The sequence below is a fragment of the Lelliottia sp. genome (genome assembly GCF_045627565.1).
GTDB lineage: Bacteria > Pseudomonadota > Gammaproteobacteria > Enterobacterales > Enterobacteriaceae > Enterobacter.
Map to the genome: position 1 here is coordinate 67,267 of NZ_JAZQNX010000035.1, position 22,027 is coordinate 89,293.

Consider the following 22,027-nt stretch of genomic DNA (forward strand, 5'->3'; position numbering starts at 1 on the left):
TCGCGGCAATCAGAAATTAAGGACATGACCCATGAGCAAGCATTATGACTACATCGCCATTGGCGGCGGCAGCGGCGGTATCGCCTCGATTAACCGTGCAGCCATGTACGGCCAGAAATGTGCGCTGATTGAAGCCAAAGAGCTGGGCGGCACCTGCGTTAACGTCGGTTGTGTACCGAAAAAAGTGATGTGGCATGCTGCGCAAATCCGCGAAGCCATCCACATGTACGGCCCGGATTACGGTTTTGACACCACCATTAATCACTTCGACTGGGACAAGCTGATTGCCAGCCGTACCGCCTATATCGACCGTATTCACACCTCGTACGACAACGTGCTGGGTAAAAATAACGTCGATGTGATCAAAGGCTTTGCGCGCTTTGTCGATGCCAAAACGATCGAAGTGAATGGTGAGACGATCACCGCCGATCACATCCTGATCGCCACCGGTGGCCGTCCGAGCCACCCGAACATTCCGGGCGTGGAATTCGGTATCGACTCTGACGGTTTCTTCGAATTGCCAGCGCTGCCAAAACGCGTTGCCGTGGTTGGCGCGGGTTATATCGCCGTAGAACTGGCGGGCGTGATTAACGGTCTGGGCGCGGAAACGCATCTGTTTGTGCGTAAACATGCGCCTCTGCGCAGCTTTGATCCGCTGATCGTCGAGACGCTGGTTGAAGTGATGAACGCCGAAGGCCCAACGTTGCACACTCATGCGGTGCCAAAAGCCATCGAGAAAAACGCCGACGGCAGCCTGACGCTGTCCCTGGAGGATGGCCGTAGCCAGACCGTCGATTGCCTGATTTGGGCGATTGGACGTGAACCGGCTAACGACAACTTCAACCTGGCGGTGACCGGCGTTAAAACAAACGAGAAAGGTTATATCGACGTCGATAAATTCCAGAACACCAGCGTTCCGGGTATTTATGCGGTCGGCGATAACACCGGTGCCGTTGAGCTGACGCCTGTTGCCGTGGCGGCGGGTCGTCGTCTGTCCGAACGTTTGTTCAATAACAAGCCGGACGAGCATCTGGATTACAGCAACATTCCGACCGTGGTCTTCAGCCATCCGCCAATCGGCACCGTCGGTTTAACCGAACCACAGGCGCGCGAGCAGTATGGCGACGACCAGGTGAAAGTGTACAAATCGTCGTTCACCGCGATGTACACCGCCGTCACGTCGCATCGCCAGCCGTGCCGTATGAAGCTGGTTTGCGTGGGGCCGGAAGAGAAAATCGTCGGCATTCACGGCATTGGCTTTGGTATGGATGAGATCCTGCAAGGCTTTGCGGTAGCACTGAAAATGGGTGCGACGAAGAAAGACTTCGACAATACCGTGGCGATTCACCCAACCGCCGCAGAAGAATTTGTTACCATGCGCTAACCCCAATGCCCCTCTCCGGAGGGGCATTTTGTTTTAACATACATAAATCGTTGCAAAACGAATGCTCTGAATTTCACGCGTCCGCCATTCTGCAAAAACCATCAATAACCCACGTAAATTCAAATTATTACGTCATTTTTCTGTGCTAAGGGGATATTGTCGAAACGTGATCAACCGCACACTTCGTACCCCAGACATCGAAGCGAGTGTCTAAGCTTAGTCAATACCCAAGCAATACCCGTCTTTGTGACAATGCAAAACCGGAGGTCCTAACCACCATGTTCAACCAGAAATTACATGCTGCAGACATTATCGAGTTCGAAATCGCAGAAGAGCTGCGTTATGAGACCGATCCCTGCGAATTGAAACTGGATGAGATGATCGAGGCGGAGCCGGAACCGGAGATGATTGAGGGGCTGCCCGCATCCGATGCGCTCACCCCTGCCGATCGTTATCTGGAACTTTTTGAGCACGTACAATCGACGCGCCTGTTTGCGGACAGCAAAACGTTCCCTGACTGCGCGCCGAAGATGGATCCGTTGGATATTCTGATTCGTTACCGTAAGGTTCGGCGTCATCGCGACTTTGATTTGCAACGCTTCGTTGAGAATCACTTCTGGATGCCGGAAAACCTGACAACCGAATATGTCTCGGACCCGAGTCTGTCGCTCAAAGAACATATTGATAATCTGTGGCCGGTGCTGACGCGCGAGCCGCAGGATCACATCCCATGGTCATCGCTGCTGGCGCTGCCGCAGGCGTATATCGTGCCGGGCGGTCGATTCAGCGAAACCTACTACTGGGATTCGTATTTCACCATGCTGGGCCTGGCGGAAAGTGGGCGCAACGATCTGCTCAAGTGCATGGCGGATAACTTCGCGTGGATGATTGAGCGCTACGGCCATATCCCGAACGGCAACCGTACCTATTATCTCAGCCGCTCACAGCCGCCGGTATTTGCGCTGATGGTCGAGCTGTTTGAAGAGGACGGCGTACGCGGGGCGAAGCGTTATCTGGATCATCTGATGATGGAGTATGCGTTCTGGATGGACGGCGCTGACTCGCTGATTCCGAACCAGGCCTACCGTCACACGGTGCGCATGCCGGACGGCTCATTGCTCAACCGCTATTGGGACGACCGCGATACCCCGCGCGATGAGTCGTGGATAGAAGACGTTGAAACCGCCAAACACTCAAGTCGTCCGCCAAACGAAGTGTATCGCGATCTGCGCGCAGGCGCGGCGTCCGGCTGGGATTACTCCTCTCGCTGGCTGCGCGATGCCGGACGGCTCGCCAGCATCCGCACCACGCAATTTATCCCGATCGATTTGAACGCGTTCTTGTTCAAACTCGAAAGTGCAATAGCCAATATTTCGGCATCGAAAGGCGATAAAGAGACGTCTGAGCTATTCCGTCAGAAAGCCAATGACCGCCGTGCCGCCGTAAACCGTTTCCTGTGGGATGACGAGGGCGGCTGTTATCGAGATTACGACTGGCGTCGCGAAGAGATGGCGCTCTTTTCTGCCGCCAGCATCGTCCCGTTGTATGTGGGAATGGCAACGCATGAACAGGCCGACCGCCTGGCGGATACGATCAAAGCCCGCTTGCTCACACCGGGCGGAATTCTGGCGACCGAATACGAAACCGGCGAGCAGTGGGATAAACCGAACGGCTGGGCACCGCTGCAATGGATGGCCATCCAGGGATTCAAACAGTACGGCAATGATTCGCTGGGGGATGAGATCGCCTGGAGCTGGCTACAAACGGTGAATCACTTTTACAAAGCGCATCACAAGCTGATTGAAAAATATCACATTGCCAGCAGTACACCGCGCGAAGGGGGTGGGGGTGAATATCCATTGCAGGATGGCTTTGGCTGGACGAACGGCGTGGTTCGGCGTTTGATTGGGCTGTACGGGGAACCCTAGTTCCCCTCTGTTAAAGGTATCTATTTAGCGAATCACATCGTAAATATCCACCTGGATTGACTGCCAACGTTTGTTGATTTCATCCGGCTGCGCTTGTGCTCGCAGCGTCGCTTGCTCGACTTCACGTTTCTGGCGCTTCACGACCGCAGGCACGGTACAAAAAGCCGCCAGGAACTGTTTACGCACCGACGTGAGCGGTTCCCCATTCGACATCGCATGGCTCAGGGTGCTGATGAAACGGCGGCACGGTTTTTCCTCCACCATTTTCTGCGGATAGCGCATCAGCACTTCCAGCACCTCGTCGTTTTTAGACGCCATCGCCTGCTCGGTCCACGACAGCTTCCAGTCCATACCACTTTGCAGGAACAGCAGTGTCATACGCGTATCGTTGCGATCGATGGCGGAGCGGAGGCTGTTTTCGTCCCATGTCACGCCCATACGCGTCAGTTTTTCTCGCGGTGACGGCTTGTCACGCGTCTCTGGCAACGGGGCCTGCACCTGTGCTGTCACGGTGGCCGCCGGAGCAGAAGGCATTTCACTCACCACCAGCCACACGCCGCCCGCAATAATCGCGAGAACCATCACACCCACCGCCCCCCACAGCGTACCGGAGATCAACTGATCGCGTTGCTCTGGAGTGCGCGGCGCGCGCTGGGTCGGCTTTTCGATGCTGTCGCGCACCTCAAAGAGATCTCCCCCGATCTGCCTGTCCATTTTTTGCGCGTTTTCCCAGAAGGTGTGCAGCTCACTGGCATCGACCGCCATCAGCCCGGTCGGATTTATGCGCGTGCGCCCCTCTTCGAAAGCGCGCTGGATAGGCCGGGAGATCTGCCCATAGTAATTATCCAGCATCAGGAGTTGCGCGGAGGTTAAGGTTTGCTGAACGGTCAGGGCATTACGGATCTGGCGAATATCATCCAGGAAAATCTGCAGCGTTTTACGCGGCTCAACCAGCAGGGTGAGGTTGGTGCCATCGTTAAACAGACGCGAGTAATAGCGGCTGAACTCTTTTTTATCGACCAGCATCTGCGCCATTTCGCTGAACATCATGCCGCTAAGGACATCGTTACGCTCACCGAGTTTCAGCCAGCGTCTGACGCGGTCGGCATTAAATAAAGTTTTTAAATGGTTATTCAGCCGAACCTGATCGGGCCACGCCTGCATAATTAACGATCTGATGATCAGCTCAATGGCACGCACCTGCTTATGCGCCTGCAATTGCTGAGACTCATTTCCCGGCGCGAGGTCCGTGTTGTAGCTCAGCAGCGGCTGCTGCAAACGCAGATGTTCCAGCGAAGTGACAAAACGCACAGCAGCGATCAGCTGATTTTCACTCACATCCTGGCCGCTTTCATACTGCGGCACGCGCTGCTGTAATAGCCGCAATTGCAGAGTGAAATCGGACATTTCGGCATCATTGAGATTCAGGCGCTTCGCCACTGGTCCCCATCCGCCCAGAGCCAGGCGGGCCGTGTCGAGTTGTTCCAGGAACCAGCGGGGATCTTTCCCTTCAGAGACGCGTAGATCAAGTAACAGCAAGATCTCCACGGAGGCGAGCCGAATGATGCCGATGCATTGTTCAAATTGCCCACGAATGTGATGTGATGTGCTTGATGTCATCATTTACCTTAAGTACAGCAAAAAGGAGAAGTCGGCCGCAAAGGGCTAATTTTTTTTAATTTATATGCCGTTAAACATAACCGAGAATATGGAGAAATAAAGTGACAATCCTATAATCATTGAAAATTGTTATAGGAGAAAGTGCATGCCGGTGATAACAACGCCCCGCCTGATTTGCTCACCTGTCGAGGAGCAAGACTGGCCGTTTTATCTGTCGCTCCAGCAGGATCCCGATGTGATGAAATTTGTTGCAAATCAGCGACCAATTGCGGTGATCCGCGCGGCATTTGAACCGCGTCTTCAACACTGGACGCCTGGCAGCGATCACTGGCTGTGTTTAGTTGTGCGTGACGCCGCCAGCCAAAAACCGCTGGGAGCGACTGGATACATTCATAGAGAAAATGATTGCGCAGAAGTCGGGTTCTTATTCGCGCCGGAAGCTCAGGGTCAAGGCTATGGATATGAGTCGTTACGCGCGCTGTGTGATTTTGCGTTTGAGCAGGGCGGGATCCGTCGTCTGACCGCAACGGTCACGGCAGGCAACATCGCCTCCCGGCGCCTGCTGGAAAAAGCAGGCTTTGTACTGGAAGGCGAGCTGCGAGAAAGCTTCTGGCTGTCTGGGGGCTGGCATAATGACTGGGTATTTGGCTTGCTCAAGCACGAGCATGTGGCTCAAACGCGCTGAGGATTACAGGAACATCCCCCCTGACACCTCAATGCGCTGCGCATTCATCCAGCCCAACTCATCGCTCAGTAATGCCGCGATCGCGTCACCAATATCATCCGGCAGACCGACGCGGCCCAGCGCCGTTTGCGAAGCAATCATCTGATTCAGCTGCTCGTTGTCCCGCACGCGACCGCCGCCAAAATCAGTTTCGATAGCGCCTGGAGCGATGATATTGACTGATATGCCGCGTGCGCCCAGCTCTTTTGCCTGGTAGCGCGTGAGCACTTCCATTGCGCCTTTCATCGCCGCATAGGCACTGGAACCCGGCTGGGCAAAACGCGCCAACCCGCTCGAGACGTTCAAAATGCGCCCACCGTCTTTAATAACAGGCAACAGACCCTGCGTCAGGAAGAAAGGTCCTTTAAAATGGATATTCATCGCGTCATCAAATTGCGCTTCCGTGGTCTCTGCGTACGGGGCGTATAAACCCGTTCCAGCATTGTTCAATAAATAATCGAACGAATCACGCTGCCAGACATGTTTTAACTGTGAGCGCACCTCGCTCACAAAACGCTCAAAGCTCGCGACGTCACCCACATTGAGCGGCAAAGCCACGGCCTTCACGCCTTTCTCTTCAATCTGATGGGCCACATCACGCGCTTCTTTCTGGCTGCTGTGGTAAGTCAGGATGATTCCCGTCCCCTTTGCTGCCAGCTTCAACGCCGCGTTTTTACCCAGTCCGCGACTCCCACCCGTCACTAATGCAATACGTTCACTCATGGAAAACCTCGTTTCGGCTGTTATGGAGATTGAGTAAGAGCTTATTAGGTGATAGAAAATCAATAAAGATGGCAATAAACGCTTCACTGTTTCAATGACAACAATAATGAGCGCAGCCTATGGATAAAATTCACGCAATGCAGCTCTTTATCCGCGTGGCGGAACTGGAGAGTTTTTCTCGCGCCGCGGACACGTTAGGTCTTCCTAAAGGTAGCGTATCGCGCCAGATTCAGGCGCTGGAAAACCTGCTGGGCACCCAGCTTTTACACCGCACCACGCGCCGCGTCAGCCTTACGCAAGACGGCATGGTCTATTACGAGCGGGCAAAAGATCTGCTCGCCAACCTCGACGAACTGGATGGGCTTTTCCAGAGCGACCCCACCAGCATCAGCGGACGATTGCGCGTCGATATGCCGGTTGCCGTTGCACGAAATTTAGTCATCCCGAAACTGCCCACCTTTTTACAGCAATATCCCGGCATTGAGCTGGAACTGAGCAGCAGCGATCGGCTGGTGGATGTGATTCGTGAAGGGTTCGACTGCGTGGTCCGCGTTGGCACGCTCAAGGATTCTGGCTTAATCGCGCGCACGCTGGGCAAATTGTCGATTATTAACTGCGCCAGCCCCGATTATCTGGCGCGTTTTGGCTATCCGGAAAATCTGGACGATCTCGCGTCTCACGCCGTCATTCATTACGCCGTTAATCTGGGCACGCGCCCGCAGGGTTTTGAATTTTTTAACGGTGATACAACGCTGTGGGTAAAAACCGGAGGCATTTTAACGGTCAACAGCACCGAGACGTATCACGCGGCGTGCCTGGCCGGTCTGGGGATTATTCAGGTGCCGCGCGTCGGCGTGCGCGAGGCGCTGCGGGCGAAAAAAATGGTGGAGATCCTGCCGCAATATCGCGCCGAACCGATGCCCGTATCACTGATTTATCCCCATCGCCGCAACCTCTCCCGGCGTGTTCACCTGTTCATGGAGTGGCTCACCGGCATAATGAAAGCCTACGTTGACTAGTCGCAAGCTATAATTCACTAACCTCCAGTCAAACGAATAAGGAAAATACGCGTGACGCCGGAAAACAACCAGCAACGACCGACTCAGGAACTGGAATACGATCCCATTAAAAAAATGGAAACGGAGCCAGAAAAAAAGCCCTCTCCAGGTAAAGCGAATAAGGCACTGGAAACGGTGACCGACACGGCGCAGAAAATTCAGCGCCGCCCGATGATTGCGCACCTGATACGCGCCACCGAGCGCTTTAACGATCGCATGGGCAACCAGTTTGGTGCGGCGATCACCTATTTCTCTTTCTTATCCATGATCCCGATTATGATGGTGTCGTTTGCAGCGGCCGGTTTTATCCTCGCCTCGCATCCCACGCTGTTACAGGACATCTTCAATAAAATTCTGGTCAACGTCAGCGACCCCACGCTCGCCGCCACCCTCAAAAACACCATCAGCACAGCGGTACAGCAACGTACTACCGTCGGAATTGTCGGGCTGCTGATTGCGCTCTATTCAGGCATTAACTGGATGGGAAACCTGCGTGAAGCCATCCGCGCGCAGTCGCGTGATGTATGGGAGCGCACGCCGCAAGACGAAGAAAAAATCTGGATTAAATATCTCCGCGATTTCGTCTCGCTGATTGGCCTGCTGATTGCGTTGATCGTGACGCTGTCGATTACTTCCGTCGCCGGGTCAGCGCAACAGATGATTATCTCCGCGCTGTATCTCGATTACATTGAGTGGCTCAAACCGGCCTGGCGGGTCATCGGCCTGGCCATTTCTATTTTTGCCAACTATCTGCTTTTCTTCTGGATCTTCTGGCGACTCCCGCGCCACCGCCCGCGCAAAAAAGCGTTGATTCGGGGGACGTTTATCGCGGCGATTGGTTTTGAAGTGATCAAAATCGTCATGACCTACACCCTTCCGACGCTGGTGAAATCGCCGTCTGGTGCAGCGTTTGGCTCGGTGTTAGGCCTGATGGCGTTCTTCTACTTCTTTGCCCGTCTGACGCTCTTCTGCGCCGCGTGGATCGCCACCGCGCAGTACAAAGACGACCCAAGAATGCCGGGTAAAACGCACCGGTAAATCCGCTATCGGGCTGAATAAGCATGCATAATTTCAGCCCGATTCGGCATTTCAGCATATAAATCCAGCCTGTAACTTTTATTTAACCAAAAACCAGTTTTATCCTCTGATATATAAAAACTGTGAAGCATTTCATAGAAGATATTTCGCTGGCCTGAATATTATCCGCTTTTTGCTGCTTTTATCACCACCTCACCACTTTGTTACAGATTGAAATGTCGCTTTTGCTATGCGTAATATGGCCGTTCGTTCGCCAAAAAATAAGAAAATTTTATGCAAGCCACAGCCACTACAATCGATTCCGAACCGGAAAGCACACCGGTCAACTCGCGTAATAAAGTCGTCGTTGCCTCACTGATTGGCACCGCCATCGAATTCTTCGATTTCTACATTTACGCCACCGCTGCGGTCATCGTCTTTCCGCATATTTTCTTCCCGCAGGGCGATCCTACGGCTGCAACGCTGCAATCGCTGGCAACGTTCGCCATCGCCTTTATCGCGCGCCCGATTGGTTCGGCAGTCTTCGGCCACTTTGGCGATCGCGTTGGCCGCAAAGTCACCCTGGTGGCTTCGTTGCTGACCATGGGGATTTCCACCGTGGCGATTGGCTTGCTGCCAACCTACGAAACGATCGGCATTTTAGCCCCGATTCTGCTGGCGCTGGCGCGCTTTGGTCAGGGTTTGGGACTGGGCGGTGAGTGGGGTGGCGCCGCATTACTGGCGACTGAAAATGCCCCGCCGCGTAAACGCGCGCTGTACGGCTCGTTCCCGCAGTTAGGCGCACCGATTGGCTTCTTCTTCGCTAACGGCACGTTCCTGCTGCTGTCGTGGCTGCTGACCGACGAGCAGTTCATGAGCTGGGGCTGGCGTATTCCGTTTATCTTCTCTGCTGTGCTGGTATTGATTGGCCTGTACGTGCGCGTTTCTCTGCACGAAACGCCAGTTTTCGCCAAAGTCGCAGCGGCGAAAAAACAAGTCAAAATCCCGCTGGGAACGCTGCTGACCAAACACGTCCGCGTAACGGTGCTGGGCACGTTCATCATGCTGGCGACCTACACGCTGTTTTACATCATGACCGTGTATTCCATGACCTTCAGCACCGCTGCTGCGCCGGTTGGGCTGGGCCTGCCGCGTAATGAAGTGCTTTGGATGCTGATGATGGCGGTGATTGGCTTTGGCGTGATGGTGCCAATTGCGGGCCTGCTGGCGGATAAATTTGGCCGTCGCTCCAGCATGATCGTGATTACTACGCTTATCATTCTGTTCGCGCTGTTCGTCTTCCCGCCGCTGTTGGGTTCCGGCAGCCCGGCGCTGGTGATGGCATATCTGCTGATTGGTTTGAGCCTGATGGGGCTAACGTTTGGCCCGATGGGCGCGCTGCTCCCGGAGTTGTTCCCAACGGAAGTGCGCTACACCGGCGCGTCGTTCTCCTATAACGTTTCATCGATTTTGGGTGCGTCCGTTGCGCCGTACATCGCCACCTGGTTACAGGCAAATTACGGCCTGTTCTATGTGGGCGTGTATCTGGCATCGATGGCCGCGCTGACGCTGATTGCCTTGCTGTTAACGCACGAGACGCGCGATCAGTCGTTGTGATTTCGTGATGATTTGCATAATAGGCCCTCTCCCCTCTCCCTAAATTGAGAGGGGGAAATCGCGCAAATCCTCACGCTGAGGAGATCACGCCCTCCAGCCCCCCAATGTTATTTCTTCATCTGCGACAGAATATTGCGGCACTGATTCGCGTCACCCTCTGATGGCGAAATCAGCGCCAGCAGCGCGGCCGCAGGCGTCACTAATGTTGCAAGCGCCGCAGCCACCGCACCGCGCGCAATCAGCGGACCGGGTTTGACACCGGCTTGCGGATTTTTAAACGAACCACGCACGTAGAGAGGGGAACGCAGCGTAATGATGCGGAAACCCTTACTCTCCGGATTAATCGTCAAATCCAGCTGTTCCGAAGCCATGCTCGCAGTGCCCGTCACGTTAATCACCGCGTTTTCCGTATCGAAGGCAAAAATCTGCGGACGCGCGACACCGTTGACCAGATCCAGATTTGCCGCCGCACAGTTCACGCGCACTTCGTCATCACCAAAAATCTGCCCAATGATGAAGTTACCGACATTCAGCCCCAGAATCTCCATCAGGTTACGGCTGATCAGACCGTCATTCATCAGCAGTTTAAGATTCCCGTTACTGCTGCCCAGTAGCGCAGCAATCGAGTTGCCCACGCCACGGATTTCCGCATCGCCGTTCATCTCACCGAGGGTTTTCTGCATCAGCTCAACGTTTGGCATCAGCTCTTTCAGCTTCAGCCTGCGCGCCTGAATATCCGCCCGCCCCTGCATCGGTTTTTTGTCGCCGTCGAGATGAATATTTGACGAGATGGTGCCTCCCGCCAGACCGAATTTCAGCGGCTGCAGGTGTAAGTCTGAATTTTTCAGGATGATGTGCGTTGAGAGGTCGCTGATAGGTAACGTGCTGCCGTGCTCGATTTTGCGCCCTTTGAAGCGCACATCGGCGTCCATCACATCCCATTTGTCGGTTTCAAAGCGATCGTAGGGCAGCACTTTGTCCGCCGGCTGAATATCTTTCTCACCCTTTTTCTGCTCGGCGCTTTTTGCCTTCTGCGCACCTTTCCCGGAATCGACGCCGATCAGCGGGCCGAGATCGGCCAGCCGCAGCTGTCGGGATTCGAGATCGCCTTCCAGTTTTGGGCGCGGTTTTCCAGTCGTATAAGTGAGCGAGCCGCGAATGTCGCTATCGCCGATGCGCCCGTTAAAATTGCGATAATCAAACACCGAGGATTTTTCGGTATCGATTTTTGCCACCAGACGCCCGTCCGTCTCAAACGGTGGGGTATCGGGGAGCAGCACACCCGTTAAATCATAAAGTTCACCCAGCGAATCGCCGGAGAATTTAAGCTGCACATCGACGCCGCCCATTTTCATCGGGTCGTTGACCGTACCAACAAACGCCACGCGGGAGTTGCCGGAGCGGAAATCCGCCTGCACCGGGAACGGTGTGCCTTCGCTGCGTAGCGCCAGCACGCCGCCAATTTTACCTGAGCCGGTTAACGGCTGGCCGTTGTAGCGCCCTGTTGCTTTCAGACCAAAAACGTAATCGCCCACTTTTTGGGTATCGTCTTTGCCTTTGCTACCGGTGACTTCGCTGAACGGCAGCGGTTTGCCCAGCGGATCGACAAAGATCTCCACATCCGCTTTGCTGACTTTGTCATCAATCGCGATCCGACCGCGATCGAACAGAATATTATCCAGACGGAATGACCAGGCCGATGGCGGTGCGTTGGGATCTTTTTCATCGCTGCTGGCCAGATTAAACGTCCAGTTGTCGTTTTTCTCGGACAGACGAATCAGCCGCGCATCAGGCTGTTGCAGTTTGATCCATGGCAGATAAACCGTTTTCGTCAGCAGCGCTAATGGCGCAAGCGTGGCTTCTACGCGTGGCAGATGAACCATGGTGACTTCAGGAATGTCCGGCGGGTTGCCGAGAATAATATCGTTGGCGTGTACGTGCGGCCAGGGAACCCAGCTGCGCCAGCCGGTTTCGTCTTTCTGACGCTCCCACACCACGCCAAGATCGCCGCGAATGGCGAAGGGTCGGTTAAGTTCGGTTGAGACTTTCTGGTTGATGGTCGGCTTGAGACGATTCCAGTCGAACGTCGCAATAATGATGATTGCTACCACAATCAACAACAAGAAAATCCCTGCCACCCAGGTGACGATCCTGGTCGTTTTTGTCATCACTGTCCCCTTTCATTGTGACTTTACCTCTCATGAATATAGTTCAGGCAAAGCGAAATGGGGATTTGCTGCTTCCGGGAATAGCGCGTTTTACTGACGCGCTATTGTGGGAAACAGCAAGTTTTACAGGGTGATAATCACGTTTTCGAGGGTATCCATGGGTACGGGGCGAGACAGGTAATAGCCCTGAGCCGCTGCCGCTGGCGAATTCTGCACATCGCGCCACTCTTCGAGCGTTTCTACGCCTTCGACAATCACGCCCTGGCAATAGCGGTTCATCAGTTGCAGTAGCAAAGTGAAGAGGTTTCGGCCTTCCGGGGTTTGGCGCAGCATGATGAACAGGTCGCGTGCGACTTTGATGTAGTCGTAACGGACTTCGCTCAGCGCCGAGAAGTTCGCCATGCCCGTGCCGAAGTCATCCAGCCACAGCGGGCCAAATTCGCACATCGAAGCAAACGAAGAGTCCTGCGGCAACTGCACATGTTCAACCAGTTCAAAGCGCATCCATGGCAGCGAAGCGACGAGTTTTTGCAGCCCAGGATTCTGTCGCAAGGCGATAAGCGTTGGGCCATCCACGTTGACCGAAGCCAGGATGTCATTGCGCATGAAAAAGGCTTCTTTCGTCGCCAGCATTTCCAGCTGCTCTTCCAGAACATCAAGACGCTGGCGCACGCTGACCTCCGCAAAATAGCGGTCAGGGGCGATGCGTTGCGTGGGATCGGATGGATGCGTTACAACGGTTAAAATCTCAACTGCCATGAGTCTGCCGTTAATACGGTAGATAGGCTGATAAGTATAAGCACGCTCACATTGCAGCCAATAGCGATGCTCCTGCAAGCTTTCGATACTAGCTTCTGGAGTGGTGCATAGCCGCTGGATAACCTGCTCTGACTTCATTTCAGATGTCCTGTTGAAAAGAGATGACCTGTCTGGACTCGTCAAAGAGTTATCGGCTTATGGGGTGAGAACTTTATGTTCAATTGGCCGGGAAAATGAAATTAAGATGACAGAAACTTTCCGGAACACGCGCTGGCTCAAAAAAAATTATGGAACGACGTTTTAATATAGTTGACCATAAATTCCTCACAGCGCACACTCACTTTAATTTATCTGTTCAGGTTCACGACTATGTCTAAAAAAATTGCCGTGATTGGCGAATGCATGATTGAGTTGTCACAGAAAGGCGCAGAAGTTAGCCGCGGCTTTGGTGGCGACACGTTGAATACTTCGGTTTACATTGCACGCCAGGTCGCTCCTGAAGCGCTGGCCGTCAATTACGTCACTGCGCTGGGTACCGACAGCTTTAGCCAGCAGATGCTGGAAGCCTGGCAGAGTGAAAACGTGCAAACCTCGCTGATTCAGCGTATGGAAAACCGTCTGCCAGGGCTGTATTACATCGAAACCGACAGCACTGGCGAACGTACTTTCTATTACTGGCGCAACGAAGCTGCCGCCAAATTCTGGCTGGAGAGCGAAGATTCTGCAGCCATTTGTGAAGAACTGGCGACGTTTGATTATCTCTATCTGAGCGGCATTAGCCTGGCCATTTTAAGCCCGTCCAGCCGTGAAAAATTACTGTCCCTGATGCACGAGTGCCGTGCAAATGGTGGCAAAGTGATTTTCGATAACAACTACCGTCCACGTTTGTGGGCCAGCCGCGAAGAGACGCAGCAGGTTTATTCGCAGATGCTGCAATGCACCGATATCGCGTTTTTAACCCTCGATGACGAAGATGCGTTATGGGGCGAAAAGCCGGTTGAAGAGGTGATTGCGCGTACGCATGCGACGGGGGTTTCTGAAGTTGTGATTAAGCGCGGCGCGGATTCTTGTCTGGTGTCGGTAGCGGGTGAAGCCGTGATTGACGTCCCGGCGGTGAAATTAGCCAAAGACAAAGTGGTCGATACCACGGCGGCAGGCGATTCATTCAGCGCGGGCTATCTGGCCGTGCGTTTGACGGGCGGAACGCCTGAAGACGCCGCCAAACGCGGCCATCTGACGGCAAGCACCGTGATTCAGTATCGCGGGGCGATTATTCCCCGCGATGCGATGCCTGAGTAAACGTAGCAAACAACTGTCTTAGCCGGGAAGGCTATGGGGCAATCTGCTGATGCGATTGCCCCGTCTTTCCCGTTGCCTGCTCAATCTGCGCTAAACGCCCTTCATCAGTTCGCGGTCTGGTCTCAAGACCAGCGCGGCGCTTTGAGATCTCCTGCAAACATCCACATCAGCTCACACAGCAGCGCTTTCAGCGTTTTTTCCGTTTCCGGCAGTAGCGATTATCCGCAGAGCACCAGCGTCAGCGACTGGCAGTAATCGCACAGGGCTTCGGCATCCGGCTCAAAATACGGAGCCGTTTCGGGCAGCGTATCGACGGTAAAACGCCCGATCAGGTGCGGCGGGATCGGCTCGCTAAGCGTCGGGCGTAGCAGCGCGAGACAAGCGCCGATGCGGCCAAGCAGCGCCATTTTCTCGACAGGTTCATGGCATTCCATCAGCGTTTCGGCAAAGCGATCGCAGCAGTCGGCGAGATCGGTGAAATCGGTCGCGGCGCTGAAGGGGACAGTGAATAAGTCATGCTCGGGAGTAAAGATTGATGTCATAGAGAAAACTCCAGTGAGAGATTTTAATGACCGCCAGAGAGAGGCTAATCTCACGGGTGGCGGATCCGAGCGGGGTTAGCCTTACCGGCCTCACTGACACCGGCGCGTCTTTCGACGCCCCCGCCCGGCCCGCCATATTAGCGTAGCCGTGCGAACGACACAAAATAGCGGTGTCGTCAGTGAAGGTTTCAGGAGGCTAATCCCGACACCTGTTATTGCAGGTGCGTAAAAATAATACGGTGAGAACGTTATTTTTTAAAATGGTTATTACTGGAAGGAGTATCTAATTTTCGAATGTAATTGCATGGTGTCGAATTCCATTAATTAGTTAAAGCAATGCGTTGATTTAATTTATTCGTGAAAATTATTGTTCAATAAATAACTCGGAAAATATCGTTTCTTTCATCTATTTTCTGGTTGTAGGATGAGTGCTCAATACCAACAAGGATGAGAGGGTTATTGAATGCCCGTTAACGAAAATATTGATCCAACATCAGGAACCCGGATAAAGCCCGATGGATTGAGACTCCTTACTACAGGAGAAATCGCTCTTGCTAAAACACTGTTCGGGGGAAGTCTCATTTACAGTAAAATATGGGTACACCGAGAAAGCTATCTCCCCTTTAACCTACAGCCTATCGATGTTGCGATGACGCCCAACGGTGAACTGTGGTTTAGAGAAGAAACCTATTCACACGATTTCTCTTTAGAGCTCGTAGGAAAAAAACACAGATTTATGCATGAGATGGTTCACGCCTGGCAAGCACAAAAGGGTATGTTTGTCAGAACACGGGGCTTATTTTCTCGTTTCGCTGATTACAGTTACAGCTTAGATAAAGCAGATTTTCTGCATTATGGATTAGAACAACAAGCATCCATTGCTAGTGATTACTGGCTATTACTTAATAATAATTTAACAGATTATTGTGATCTACATGTATATCGTGATTATAATTCTAGTGAATCTGTTTACTCTTTGATTCAAAAATATAAAGCCGTGTTAAAAGGATTTCCTGGATGAAAAAACTCGTTATGATTCCTCTAATATTCCTGCTGTCTGGTTGTCCAGGAGGGATGCCTGCTCCTGAAAACAGATACACTTACATCAGTAATGAAAGACTTTGTTTCAGCGTAGATAAAAAAGACGTTTTGAATTACTACCGTATAGAATCTGATCAGGAGAAAGGATATACAACAATAAAACATGATACAAATCTAAAACTCTCTTATCCTGATGACTGCATTAACATAAAATGGAAATATGGTTATAGCTATGCTGTTTCATACGGTTTAAATGGTAAAAATTATATTCATGAGTTCTTTATTAATAACAACGGACAACTAAGGGAATTGAGGTAATAAGAATGTCACTGCCCGCCTATTTATTTTTATACGATGAAAACGGAATGCAAGTCACCGGGGATTGTATGGCGCCAGGCCGAGAGGGTGCCATAGAGGTGATGAACAGTAGCTATGGCATACGAACAGGTGTCGATAGCCATACCGGAAACCTGACAGGAACCCGACAGCACGATCCCGTCATTATTCATAAACAACTCGATAAAGTCAGTCCGTATCTTGCTAATGTAATTAGTGAATCACGACGATTACAGAAAGCTGTCATTAAATATTATGAGATTGTCGAGGCGGGAATTGAAGTTGAGATCTACCGCATCACGCTGGAAAGCGTGGTTATCTCGTCCTTAGATTTTACTCATGTTTATTATCCGGGCAGTACCGCGCCAAATATGCATGAGGTTGTGGGGCTGAGATTCCGGGCGATTGAATGGAATTATGTCAGGGGCAATATTAAATATGATGACGCATGGATGAAGAAAAAGCAGGAACAACAAACCCGATAAATGGAGAGTAGACGGAACAATCCTGTTTTCTGTGAGGGTTTTGATGATGGCCTTGCCCCCTCCCGCAGGAGAGGGCCAGAATCAGGGCATCTGCCCGCACATTACTGCGTGCGCGGAATATCTGACGCATCCTGATGTAAATCATCTACCGCTGGCTGTGCAGCAAGCGCGGCTTCCGGCGTCATGATCTCATTCCAGGTGGCCTGCAAATCCTTCATGTTAAATTCCGGTTCGCCTTTCGGCTGTAACAGCACCAGCGCCATGTCCTGAGACAATTGCTGACGAAGATCCTGATTAATCATCTCAACGGTCAGGCTATTCAGGAAATCCTGGCGAAGCTTCTGATACTGCTCTGGCGCGATATCCACCACCTGGTTTTGCAGGGAACGAATACGCTGACTGATGAGGACGTCAGTATCCGTGCGGGCATAAGTGGCGAACAGTTTTTGCAGCTCGAGGCCTTTCTGTGCCACCAGCGCATCAAACTCCTCTTTCGACAGACCGTCTTTACGCACTTTTGCCAGCTCTTTCGCGACCACGCTGAGATTGGCGTTCAGCTTATCGCTCGGGGATTCAACGTTAATCGCACACTGGGCACGCTGGAAAAGCACGCGGCAGTCGAATCCAATGCCGATATCTTTCGCATTGTTTTTGCTGAGCGTTTGCTGAACATGCCAGAACAGTGCTTCACGCGCTAAATCAGCGCGCCAGTAACGCAGCAGCGCCGCAGATTCACGAATCGGCTGCCACGGCGTGTCCCACATCAACGCCAGACGATCCTGGCGCACGGCGTCAGTCATAATGCTCACTGGCTCTGGGCGCAGCGCCGACAGCGTCGGAACCGGTGCAGGTACATCACGTTTGCCTTTGAGATCGCCAAATGCTTTGCCGATCTGCTCGATCACTGAACGGCTATCTACGTTACCCACCACGATCAGCGTCATCGCATCCGGGGTGTACCATTTCTGATAAAACGACTTAACTTGCTCGATATCGACCGGCTGTTTCACCGGCTCTGCCGGGTCATGCCCCAGCAGCGTGGAGCCTTTCAGGCGATAGCGCCACCAGCTGTCTTTGGTGTCCACAGGCCAGGTCGCCACCATGTCGCTGTTGCTCAGCGCATAGTTAACCGTATCCGGCGTGATCGCCACTTTACCCGCGGTATCACCCAGCCAGGTCAGCGATTCTTTCAGCAGATCGTTACGGTTATTTGGCAGGCTGAGGTTAAACATGGTGTAGTCGTAAGAGACAACAGCAGGCGGAAGTGGACGCTTCGGGTCAATGCCCTGCTGCCACAGTGAACGCACCTGCACGGCTTGCAAACTGCCGCTTTGAGTCAGCGCCAGTCGAGGAATAAAATGGCTAAACCCGCTCTGCTGCGAGTTTTCAGTTAGTGAACCGGTATTAACAGAAAGGCGAATTTCGATGCGATCGCTGGGACGCTGCGGCGTGGCTAAAACTTGCCACTGAAAACCATTCGCCAGTGTTCCCTGTTGCCAGGCCGGGTCGGGCTGGAGTGTATCTGCCTGCACATAACTGGCTGCTGCCATCATCAGCAAACCGCCGGCTAAGAGTCGAATTTTTGTGCCCTGCATGTAAACCCCTGATCAACATTCCTGGTTAAAAAGAGTGTCTCACTGCCTCGAGCACTCTGTAATAAACGTTCAAACACTTCGATTAGACCGCGTGAAGGGTGAAACGTCACGGCATGAAGTGAAATATACCTGAAAAAAATCTTGTCGAATTATGACAGATATGAGTCGGTATTATGCGCAGGAGCCCGCCCCCCTACAAGGGTAAGCGGGCATAAGTGCTGATTTTATGAGGATAAACCTTGGGTTTTGCTATCAGGCACGCGATTATTCAGCGTATCGTCGAGTTTTTTATGGTCCAGCTCTTTCACCCATTTCGCTACCACCACGGTGGCAACGCCGTTACCGATCAGGTTGGTCAGGGCGCGGGCTTCAGACATGAAGCGGTCGATACCGAGAATCAACGCCAGACCCGCAATCGGCAGGTGTCCGACGGCCGAAATCGTGGCGGCCAGGACGATAAACCCACTGCCCGTAACGCCCGCCGCCCCTTTTGATGAAAGCAGGAGCACCACCAGCAGGGTTATCTGATGGAAAATATCCATATGGGTGTTTGTCGCCTGGGCGATAAACACGGCAGCCATGGTCAGATAAATCGATGTACCGTCGAGGTTGAAGGAGTACCCGGTCGGTATCACCAGCCCCACGACCGATTTACGACAGCCTAGTTTCTCCATCTTATCGAGCATGCGCGGCAGCGCCGATTCAGAAGAGGAGGTACCCAGCACGATCAGCAGCTCTTCGCGGATGTAGCGGATAAATTTGAAGATGTTGAAACCGGTCGCGCGTGCAATCGAACCCAGCACCACCACCACAAACAGAATACAGGTGATATAGAAGCAGATGATCAGTTGGCCGAGCTGAATCAACGTACCCACGCCATATTTACCAATCGTAAAGGCCATCGCCCCGAACGCCCCAATTGGTGCCAGGCGCATGATCATATTGATGATGCCGAAAATGACCTGCGAGAAGCTTTCAATCACGTTGAAAATCAGCTGGCCTTTGCTGCCCAGGCGATGCAGGGCAAAACCAAACAGCACGGCGAACAGCAGCACCTGCAAAATGTTGCCGCTGGCAAAGGCACCAATCACGCTGCCGGGAATCACATCCAGCAGGAACGCGACGATACCCTGATCTTTGGCCTGCTCGGCATAAATCGCGACCGCTTTGGCATCCAGCGTGGAAGGATCAACGTTCATCCCCGCACCCGGCTGCATCACGTTCACGATAATCAGGCCGATAATCAGCGCAATAGTACTAACGACTTCGAAATACAGTAGGGCAACTGCACCGGTACGACCGACCGCCTTCATGCTTTCCATGCCAGCGATTCCGGTCACTACGGTACAGAAGATAACGGGCGCGATGATCATTTTGATGAGCTTAACGAACGCGTCGCCAAGCGGTTTCATTTGTGCGCCCAGTTCAGGATAGAAATGGCCAAGGAGAATACCAATGGCAATCGCTGTCAGAACCTGAAAGTAGAGACTTTTAAAGAGTGAGGTTTTCATAGGGTGTCCTTGGAAAGAAAAACCACAGGTTTTTTATGGGTAAGACTCACCTGCGGCTTTAAAATAACACCCGTAAAACAGGACAGAAATGAACACACATCAAAATTGAAACAAAAATGTTAAGAAATTAGAGCTGACTCGAACAAGCCAGCAACAAACTTACACTTTTGCGGGCGTGTTTTCGGCTGTGAGATAACGTTTTTCAAATTCATCAGACGGCACGGCGCGAGCAAATAAGAAGCCCTGACCACTTTCGACACCCGCCTTCGCCAGCCAGTCGCGCTGGGCTTCCGTTTCGACACCTTCAGCAATCACATGCAAATCAAGGCTGCGCGCCATCTGAATAATGGCTTCAACCATGCTGCTGTCGCCTGGCAGGCCGTCAACAAAAGTCTTGTCGATCTTCAGTACGTCAACGGGCAGCGTTTTCATGTGCTGGAGCTGGCGCAGCCCCGCGTAGCCCATGCCAAAATCATCCAGCGCAATGCGAATCCCGGCATTACGCAGCGGTTTCAGAATCGCCACCGCTTCATTTGGGTCGTCAATACGACGGCTTTCTGTGACTTCGAGGGTCAACGTGTCGGGCTTGATCCGGTAGCGATTGATCAGCTCCAGCATCTCCGACACCATCGTCGGGTGCATCAGCTGTAAAGCAGAAAGGTTGACCGACAGCGGCATCTCGATGCCGCGTTCCTGCCAGGCAGAAAGCTGACGGCACGACTCTTCCAGCACCCAATAACCCACTGTCACCATCAGCCCACAGGATTCAATCCGCTCAATCAGCCCTTCGGGCAGCTCCCACGAACCATCCGGCTGTTGCACGCGTAACAGCGCTTCGGCGCTTTTCACTTCGCCCGTTTCAAGATTGACCTGCGGCTGCAGCCAAAGCGCGAACTGATTATTATCCAGCGCGGTGAGAATATCGCTCTCTTCCGTCAACCGCCGCTGCGCCTTTTCCATCTGCTCCGGTTCGAAGAACTGAATCTGATTTTTGCCTTTGCGACGGGCGGTAAAGGCCGCGGAGAACGCACGTCGATACAGCTGTTCGGCCGTCAGATCGCCGTAATACATCGCCAGACCGATACTGGCGCTCGGACGCAGCTGAATGCCTTGCACCGGCAGACGTTCGTTTATGACAGTGAGCACTTGCTGACCTAACGTAATGGCGTGCCACGGTTCTTTCACTCCGTGGGCGAGAATCACAAAATCGTAGCCGCTTACCTGAGTGAGGACCATTCGTGGCGCGAGCACCGATTTGATTTTTTCCACCAGCGTCAGGAGCAGCATTTCGCGCTGACTCTCTTTCAGCACACCAGCAGTATCCTGCAAGGTTTCACAGGCGATAACCATGAGCGCCGTGGTCTGCTGACGCGCGACGGTTTGTTCCAGTAACGCCATCAGGAAGGCTTTGTTTGGCAGCTCAGAGACCGGGAAACGCGTGGCGTTGCTGTTCAGCTCATCCTGGTGGCGCAGCAAGCGCTGCTGGTTAATGTTGTAACTGCGTACCAGCATGCCGATTTCGTCGTCATGATGCAGGCGCGGCAGAGAAAGCTGATGTCCCACCTGGTCCTGCGGCGAGAGATTATCCAGCTCACGGGCAATTTTGCGCAGCGGATGGACAATCAAACGGTTGATACACCAGGTCAGCGCCACGCTCAGGATCAGCGTTAAAAGTAAGTAAGTAGTTACTAATGTCGAGACCCAGCTCATCACGAACTTGTGCATCCGATACGCATCCGCCTGTAATACCAAATAGGCTAACGGCTGCGGATTGGCAGGGCGTTCAAGGGAGTAAAGCGGGAGCGAAATCTGCACCGGCAACTCAAACATCCGCATGATCATCATCGGAACCGGACGCTCGGGAATAAAGCTCATCCGCAGCGCCTGGAATTGATTGGGTAACACCACATCCGCCCGGCTGACAATTCCTGCAGGCTGAATGCGCTGTAAAATGGTTTCTGCCTCGGGGATATCCCCTTTCAGAATGGCGGCCGAAAGCGGTAAACGAACCGAACGGGCGATACTTTCCAGTTGCGAAGCCGTGTTGTAGCGATTCTGCTGTACGGAATGAAACAGCAAAATAACGCAAAATATGAAAACAAACACCATAGTGACGGCAGACACCATCGCCATTTGTTTGATCGTTAAAGAACGGCTGACACGCAAATTGACTCTCCACAAACCCGAAGCATAGCGTAACAAAACGTTACCCTATTGCCG

Annotated in this window: 17 protein-coding genes and 1 pseudogene; 10 read left to right on the forward strand and 8 right to left on the reverse strand. The window is 52.8% G+C overall.

Annotated features, from left to right (window positions below; translation table 11 throughout):
- Positions 1-31: 31 nt before the first annotated feature.
- Together gorA and ACKI5T_RS17520 are read left to right on the forward strand one after the other, a co-directional pair.
- A complete protein-coding gene (gorA, locus tag ACKI5T_RS17515; RefSeq protein WP_235134257.1) occupies positions 32-1,384 on the forward strand; it encodes a glutathione-disulfide reductase in 1,353 nt (450 codons plus the stop codon).
- A 278-nt stretch (positions 1,385-1,662) separates the two neighbouring features.
- Entirely contained in the window at positions 1,663-3,312 is a 1,650-nt protein-coding gene (locus ACKI5T_RS17520) for an alpha,alpha-trehalase (protein ID WP_407439088.1), read from the forward strand.
- A gap of 24 nt (positions 3,313-3,336) precedes the next feature.
- Here the strand turns inward: ACKI5T_RS17520 and ACKI5T_RS17525 are convergent, their stop codons facing one another.
- On the reverse strand, positions 3,337-4,932 hold the full coding sequence (locus ACKI5T_RS17525) for an STY4199 family HEPN domain-containing protein (RefSeq protein ID WP_407439141.1): 1,596 nt from the start codon (positions 4,930-4,932) through the stop codon (positions 3,337-3,339).
- A 145-nt stretch (positions 4,933-5,077) separates the two neighbouring features.
- On the opposite strand from ACKI5T_RS17525, the gene ACKI5T_RS17530 reads away from it, so the two are divergent.
- Positions 5,078-5,617 (forward strand): GNAT family N-acetyltransferase, encoded by a 540-nt coding sequence (locus ACKI5T_RS17530; RefSeq protein WP_407439089.1) that lies wholly within the window; start codon positions 5,078-5,080, stop codon positions 5,615-5,617.
- A 3-nt stretch (positions 5,618-5,620) separates the two neighbouring features.
- Here the strand turns inward: ACKI5T_RS17530 and ACKI5T_RS17535 are convergent, their stop codons facing one another.
- Entirely contained in the window at positions 5,621-6,379 is a 759-nt protein-coding gene (locus ACKI5T_RS17535) for an SDR family NAD(P)-dependent oxidoreductase (RefSeq protein ID WP_407439091.1), read from the reverse strand.
- A 119-nt stretch (positions 6,380-6,498) separates the two neighbouring features.
- On the opposite strand from ACKI5T_RS17535, the gene ACKI5T_RS17540 reads away from it, so the two are divergent.
- The 3 genes from ACKI5T_RS17540 to ACKI5T_RS17550 all read left to right on the forward strand — a co-directional run bounded on the left by ACKI5T_RS17540 (position 6,499) and on the right by ACKI5T_RS17550 (position 10,071).
- Positions 6,499-7,398 (forward strand): LysR family transcriptional regulator, encoded by a 900-nt coding sequence (locus ACKI5T_RS17540; protein ID WP_407439093.1) that lies wholly within the window; start codon positions 6,499-6,501, stop codon positions 7,396-7,398.
- 51 nt (positions 7,399-7,449) lie between these two features.
- Positions 7,450-8,475, forward strand: a complete 1,026-nt coding sequence (gene yhjD / locus ACKI5T_RS17545; protein ID WP_407439095.1) for an inner membrane protein YhjD — start codon at positions 7,450-7,452, stop codon at positions 8,473-8,475.
- 273 nt (positions 8,476-8,748) lie between these two features.
- Positions 8,749-10,071, forward strand: coding sequence for an MFS transporter (locus ACKI5T_RS17550; protein WP_407439097.1), 1,323 nt, complete (start codon positions 8,749-8,751; stop codon positions 10,069-10,071).
- A 107-nt stretch (positions 10,072-10,178) separates the two neighbouring features.
- Here the strand turns inward: ACKI5T_RS17550 and ACKI5T_RS17555 are convergent, their stop codons facing one another.
- Positions 10,179-12,239: an AsmA family protein gene (locus ACKI5T_RS17555; RefSeq protein ID WP_407439099.1), complete on the reverse strand. Its 2,061-nt coding sequence runs from the start codon at positions 12,237-12,239 to the stop codon at positions 10,179-10,181.
- Positions 12,240-12,362: 123 nt separating this feature from the next.
- Positions 12,363-13,136 (reverse strand): cyclic-guanylate-specific phosphodiesterase, encoded by a 774-nt coding sequence (pdeH, locus tag ACKI5T_RS17560; RefSeq protein WP_015960882.1) that lies wholly within the window; start codon positions 13,134-13,136, stop codon positions 12,363-12,365.
- Between the two features lie 231 nt (positions 13,137-13,367).
- Here pdeH and ACKI5T_RS17565 point away from each other — a divergent pair, with 231 nt between their 5' ends.
- Positions 13,368-14,297 (forward strand): sugar kinase, encoded by a 930-nt coding sequence (locus ACKI5T_RS17565; RefSeq protein WP_407439101.1) that lies wholly within the window; start codon positions 13,368-13,370, stop codon positions 14,295-14,297.
- Between the two features lie 122 nt (positions 14,298-14,419).
- Here ACKI5T_RS17565 and ACKI5T_RS17570 read toward each other — a convergent pair.
- Positions 14,420-14,839, reverse strand: a pseudogene (locus ACKI5T_RS17570) (hypothetical protein).
- A gap of 463 nt (positions 14,840-15,302) precedes the next feature.
- Here ACKI5T_RS17570 and ACKI5T_RS17575 point away from each other — a divergent pair.
- Genes ACKI5T_RS17575 through ACKI5T_RS17585 form a run of 3 tightly spaced genes read left to right on the forward strand, consistent with a single transcriptional unit; the run spans position 15,303 to position 16,701 of the window.
- On the forward strand, positions 15,303-15,860 hold the full coding sequence (locus ACKI5T_RS17575) for a type IV secretion protein Rhs (protein ID WP_407439103.1): 558 nt from the start codon (positions 15,303-15,305) through the stop codon (positions 15,858-15,860).
- The gene (locus tag ACKI5T_RS17580; RefSeq protein WP_407439105.1) at positions 15,857-16,198 is read left to right on the forward strand and encodes a putative T6SS immunity periplasmic lipoprotein; all 342 of its coding nucleotides are present in this window, start codon (positions 15,857-15,859) and stop codon (positions 16,196-16,198) included. Before ACKI5T_RS17575 ends, ACKI5T_RS17580 begins: the two co-directional genes overlap by 4 nt.
- A 5-nt stretch (positions 16,199-16,203) precedes the next feature.
- A complete protein-coding gene (locus ACKI5T_RS17585; protein ID WP_407439107.1) occupies positions 16,204-16,701 on the forward strand; it encodes an Hcp family type VI secretion system effector in 498 nt (165 codons plus the stop codon).
- Between the two features lie 101 nt (positions 16,702-16,802).
- On the opposite strand, the gene ACKI5T_RS17590 is transcribed toward ACKI5T_RS17585, so the two are convergent.
- From ACKI5T_RS17590 to hmsP, 3 genes are all read right to left on the reverse strand, one after another.
- A complete protein-coding gene (locus ACKI5T_RS17590; protein WP_407439109.1) occupies positions 16,803-18,296 on the reverse strand; it encodes a M16 family metallopeptidase in 1,494 nt (497 codons plus the stop codon).
- 224 nt (positions 18,297-18,520) lie between these two features.
- Positions 18,521-19,807 carry a dicarboxylate/amino acid:cation symporter gene (locus ACKI5T_RS17595; RefSeq protein WP_015960885.1) on the reverse strand — a complete coding sequence of 429 codons (1,287 nt, stop codon included), beginning with the start codon at positions 19,805-19,807 and terminating at the stop codon, positions 18,521-18,523.
- A 159-nt stretch (positions 19,808-19,966) separates the two neighbouring features.
- On the reverse strand, positions 19,967-21,973 hold the full coding sequence (gene hmsP / locus ACKI5T_RS17600) for a biofilm formation regulator HmsP (RefSeq protein ID WP_407439111.1): 2,007 nt from the start codon (positions 21,971-21,973) through the stop codon (positions 19,967-19,969).
- Positions 21,974-22,027: the final 54 nt, after the last annotated feature.

Coding starts and splice junctions, on each gene's coding strand:
- gorA (WP_235134257.1), top strand. CDS start 32: ATGAGCAAGCATTATGACTACATCGCCATTGGCGGCGGCAGCGGCGGT.
- ACKI5T_RS17520 (WP_407439088.1), top strand. CDS start 1,663: ATGTTCAACCAGAAATTACATGCTGCAGACATTATCGAGTTCGAAATC.
- ACKI5T_RS17525 (WP_407439141.1), bottom strand. CDS start 4,932: ATGACATCAAGCACATCACATCACATTCGTGGGCAATTTGAACAATGC.
- ACKI5T_RS17530 (WP_407439089.1), top strand. CDS start 5,078: ATGCCGGTGATAACAACGCCCCGCCTGATTTGCTCACCTGTCGAGGAG.
- ACKI5T_RS17535 (WP_407439091.1), bottom strand. CDS start 6,379: ATGAGTGAACGTATTGCATTAGTGACGGGTGGGAGTCGCGGACTGGGT.
- ACKI5T_RS17540 (WP_407439093.1), top strand. CDS start 6,499: ATGGATAAAATTCACGCAATGCAGCTCTTTATCCGCGTGGCGGAACTG.
- ACKI5T_RS17550 (WP_407439097.1), top strand. CDS start 8,749: ATGCAAGCCACAGCCACTACAATCGATTCCGAACCGGAAAGCACACCG.
- ACKI5T_RS17555 (WP_407439099.1), bottom strand. CDS start 12,239: ATGACAAAAACGACCAGGATCGTCACCTGGGTGGCAGGGATTTTCTTG.
- pdeH (WP_015960882.1), bottom strand. CDS start 13,136: ATGAAGTCAGAGCAGGTTATCCAGCGGCTATGCACCACTCCAGAAGCT.
- ACKI5T_RS17565 (WP_407439101.1), top strand. CDS start 13,368: ATGTCTAAAAAAATTGCCGTGATTGGCGAATGCATGATTGAGTTGTCA.
- ACKI5T_RS17575 (WP_407439103.1), top strand. CDS start 15,303: ATGCCCGTTAACGAAAATATTGATCCAACATCAGGAACCCGGATAAAG.
- ACKI5T_RS17580 (WP_407439105.1), top strand. CDS start 15,857: ATGAAAAAACTCGTTATGATTCCTCTAATATTCCTGCTGTCTGGTTGT.
- ACKI5T_RS17585 (WP_407439107.1), top strand. CDS start 16,204: ATGTCACTGCCCGCCTATTTATTTTTATACGATGAAAACGGAATGCAA.
- ACKI5T_RS17590 (WP_407439109.1), bottom strand. CDS start 18,296: ATGCAGGGCACAAAAATTCGACTCTTAGCCGGCGGTTTGCTGATGATG.
- ACKI5T_RS17595 (WP_015960885.1), bottom strand. CDS start 19,807: ATGAAAACCTCACTCTTTAAAAGTCTCTACTTTCAGGTTCTGACAGCG.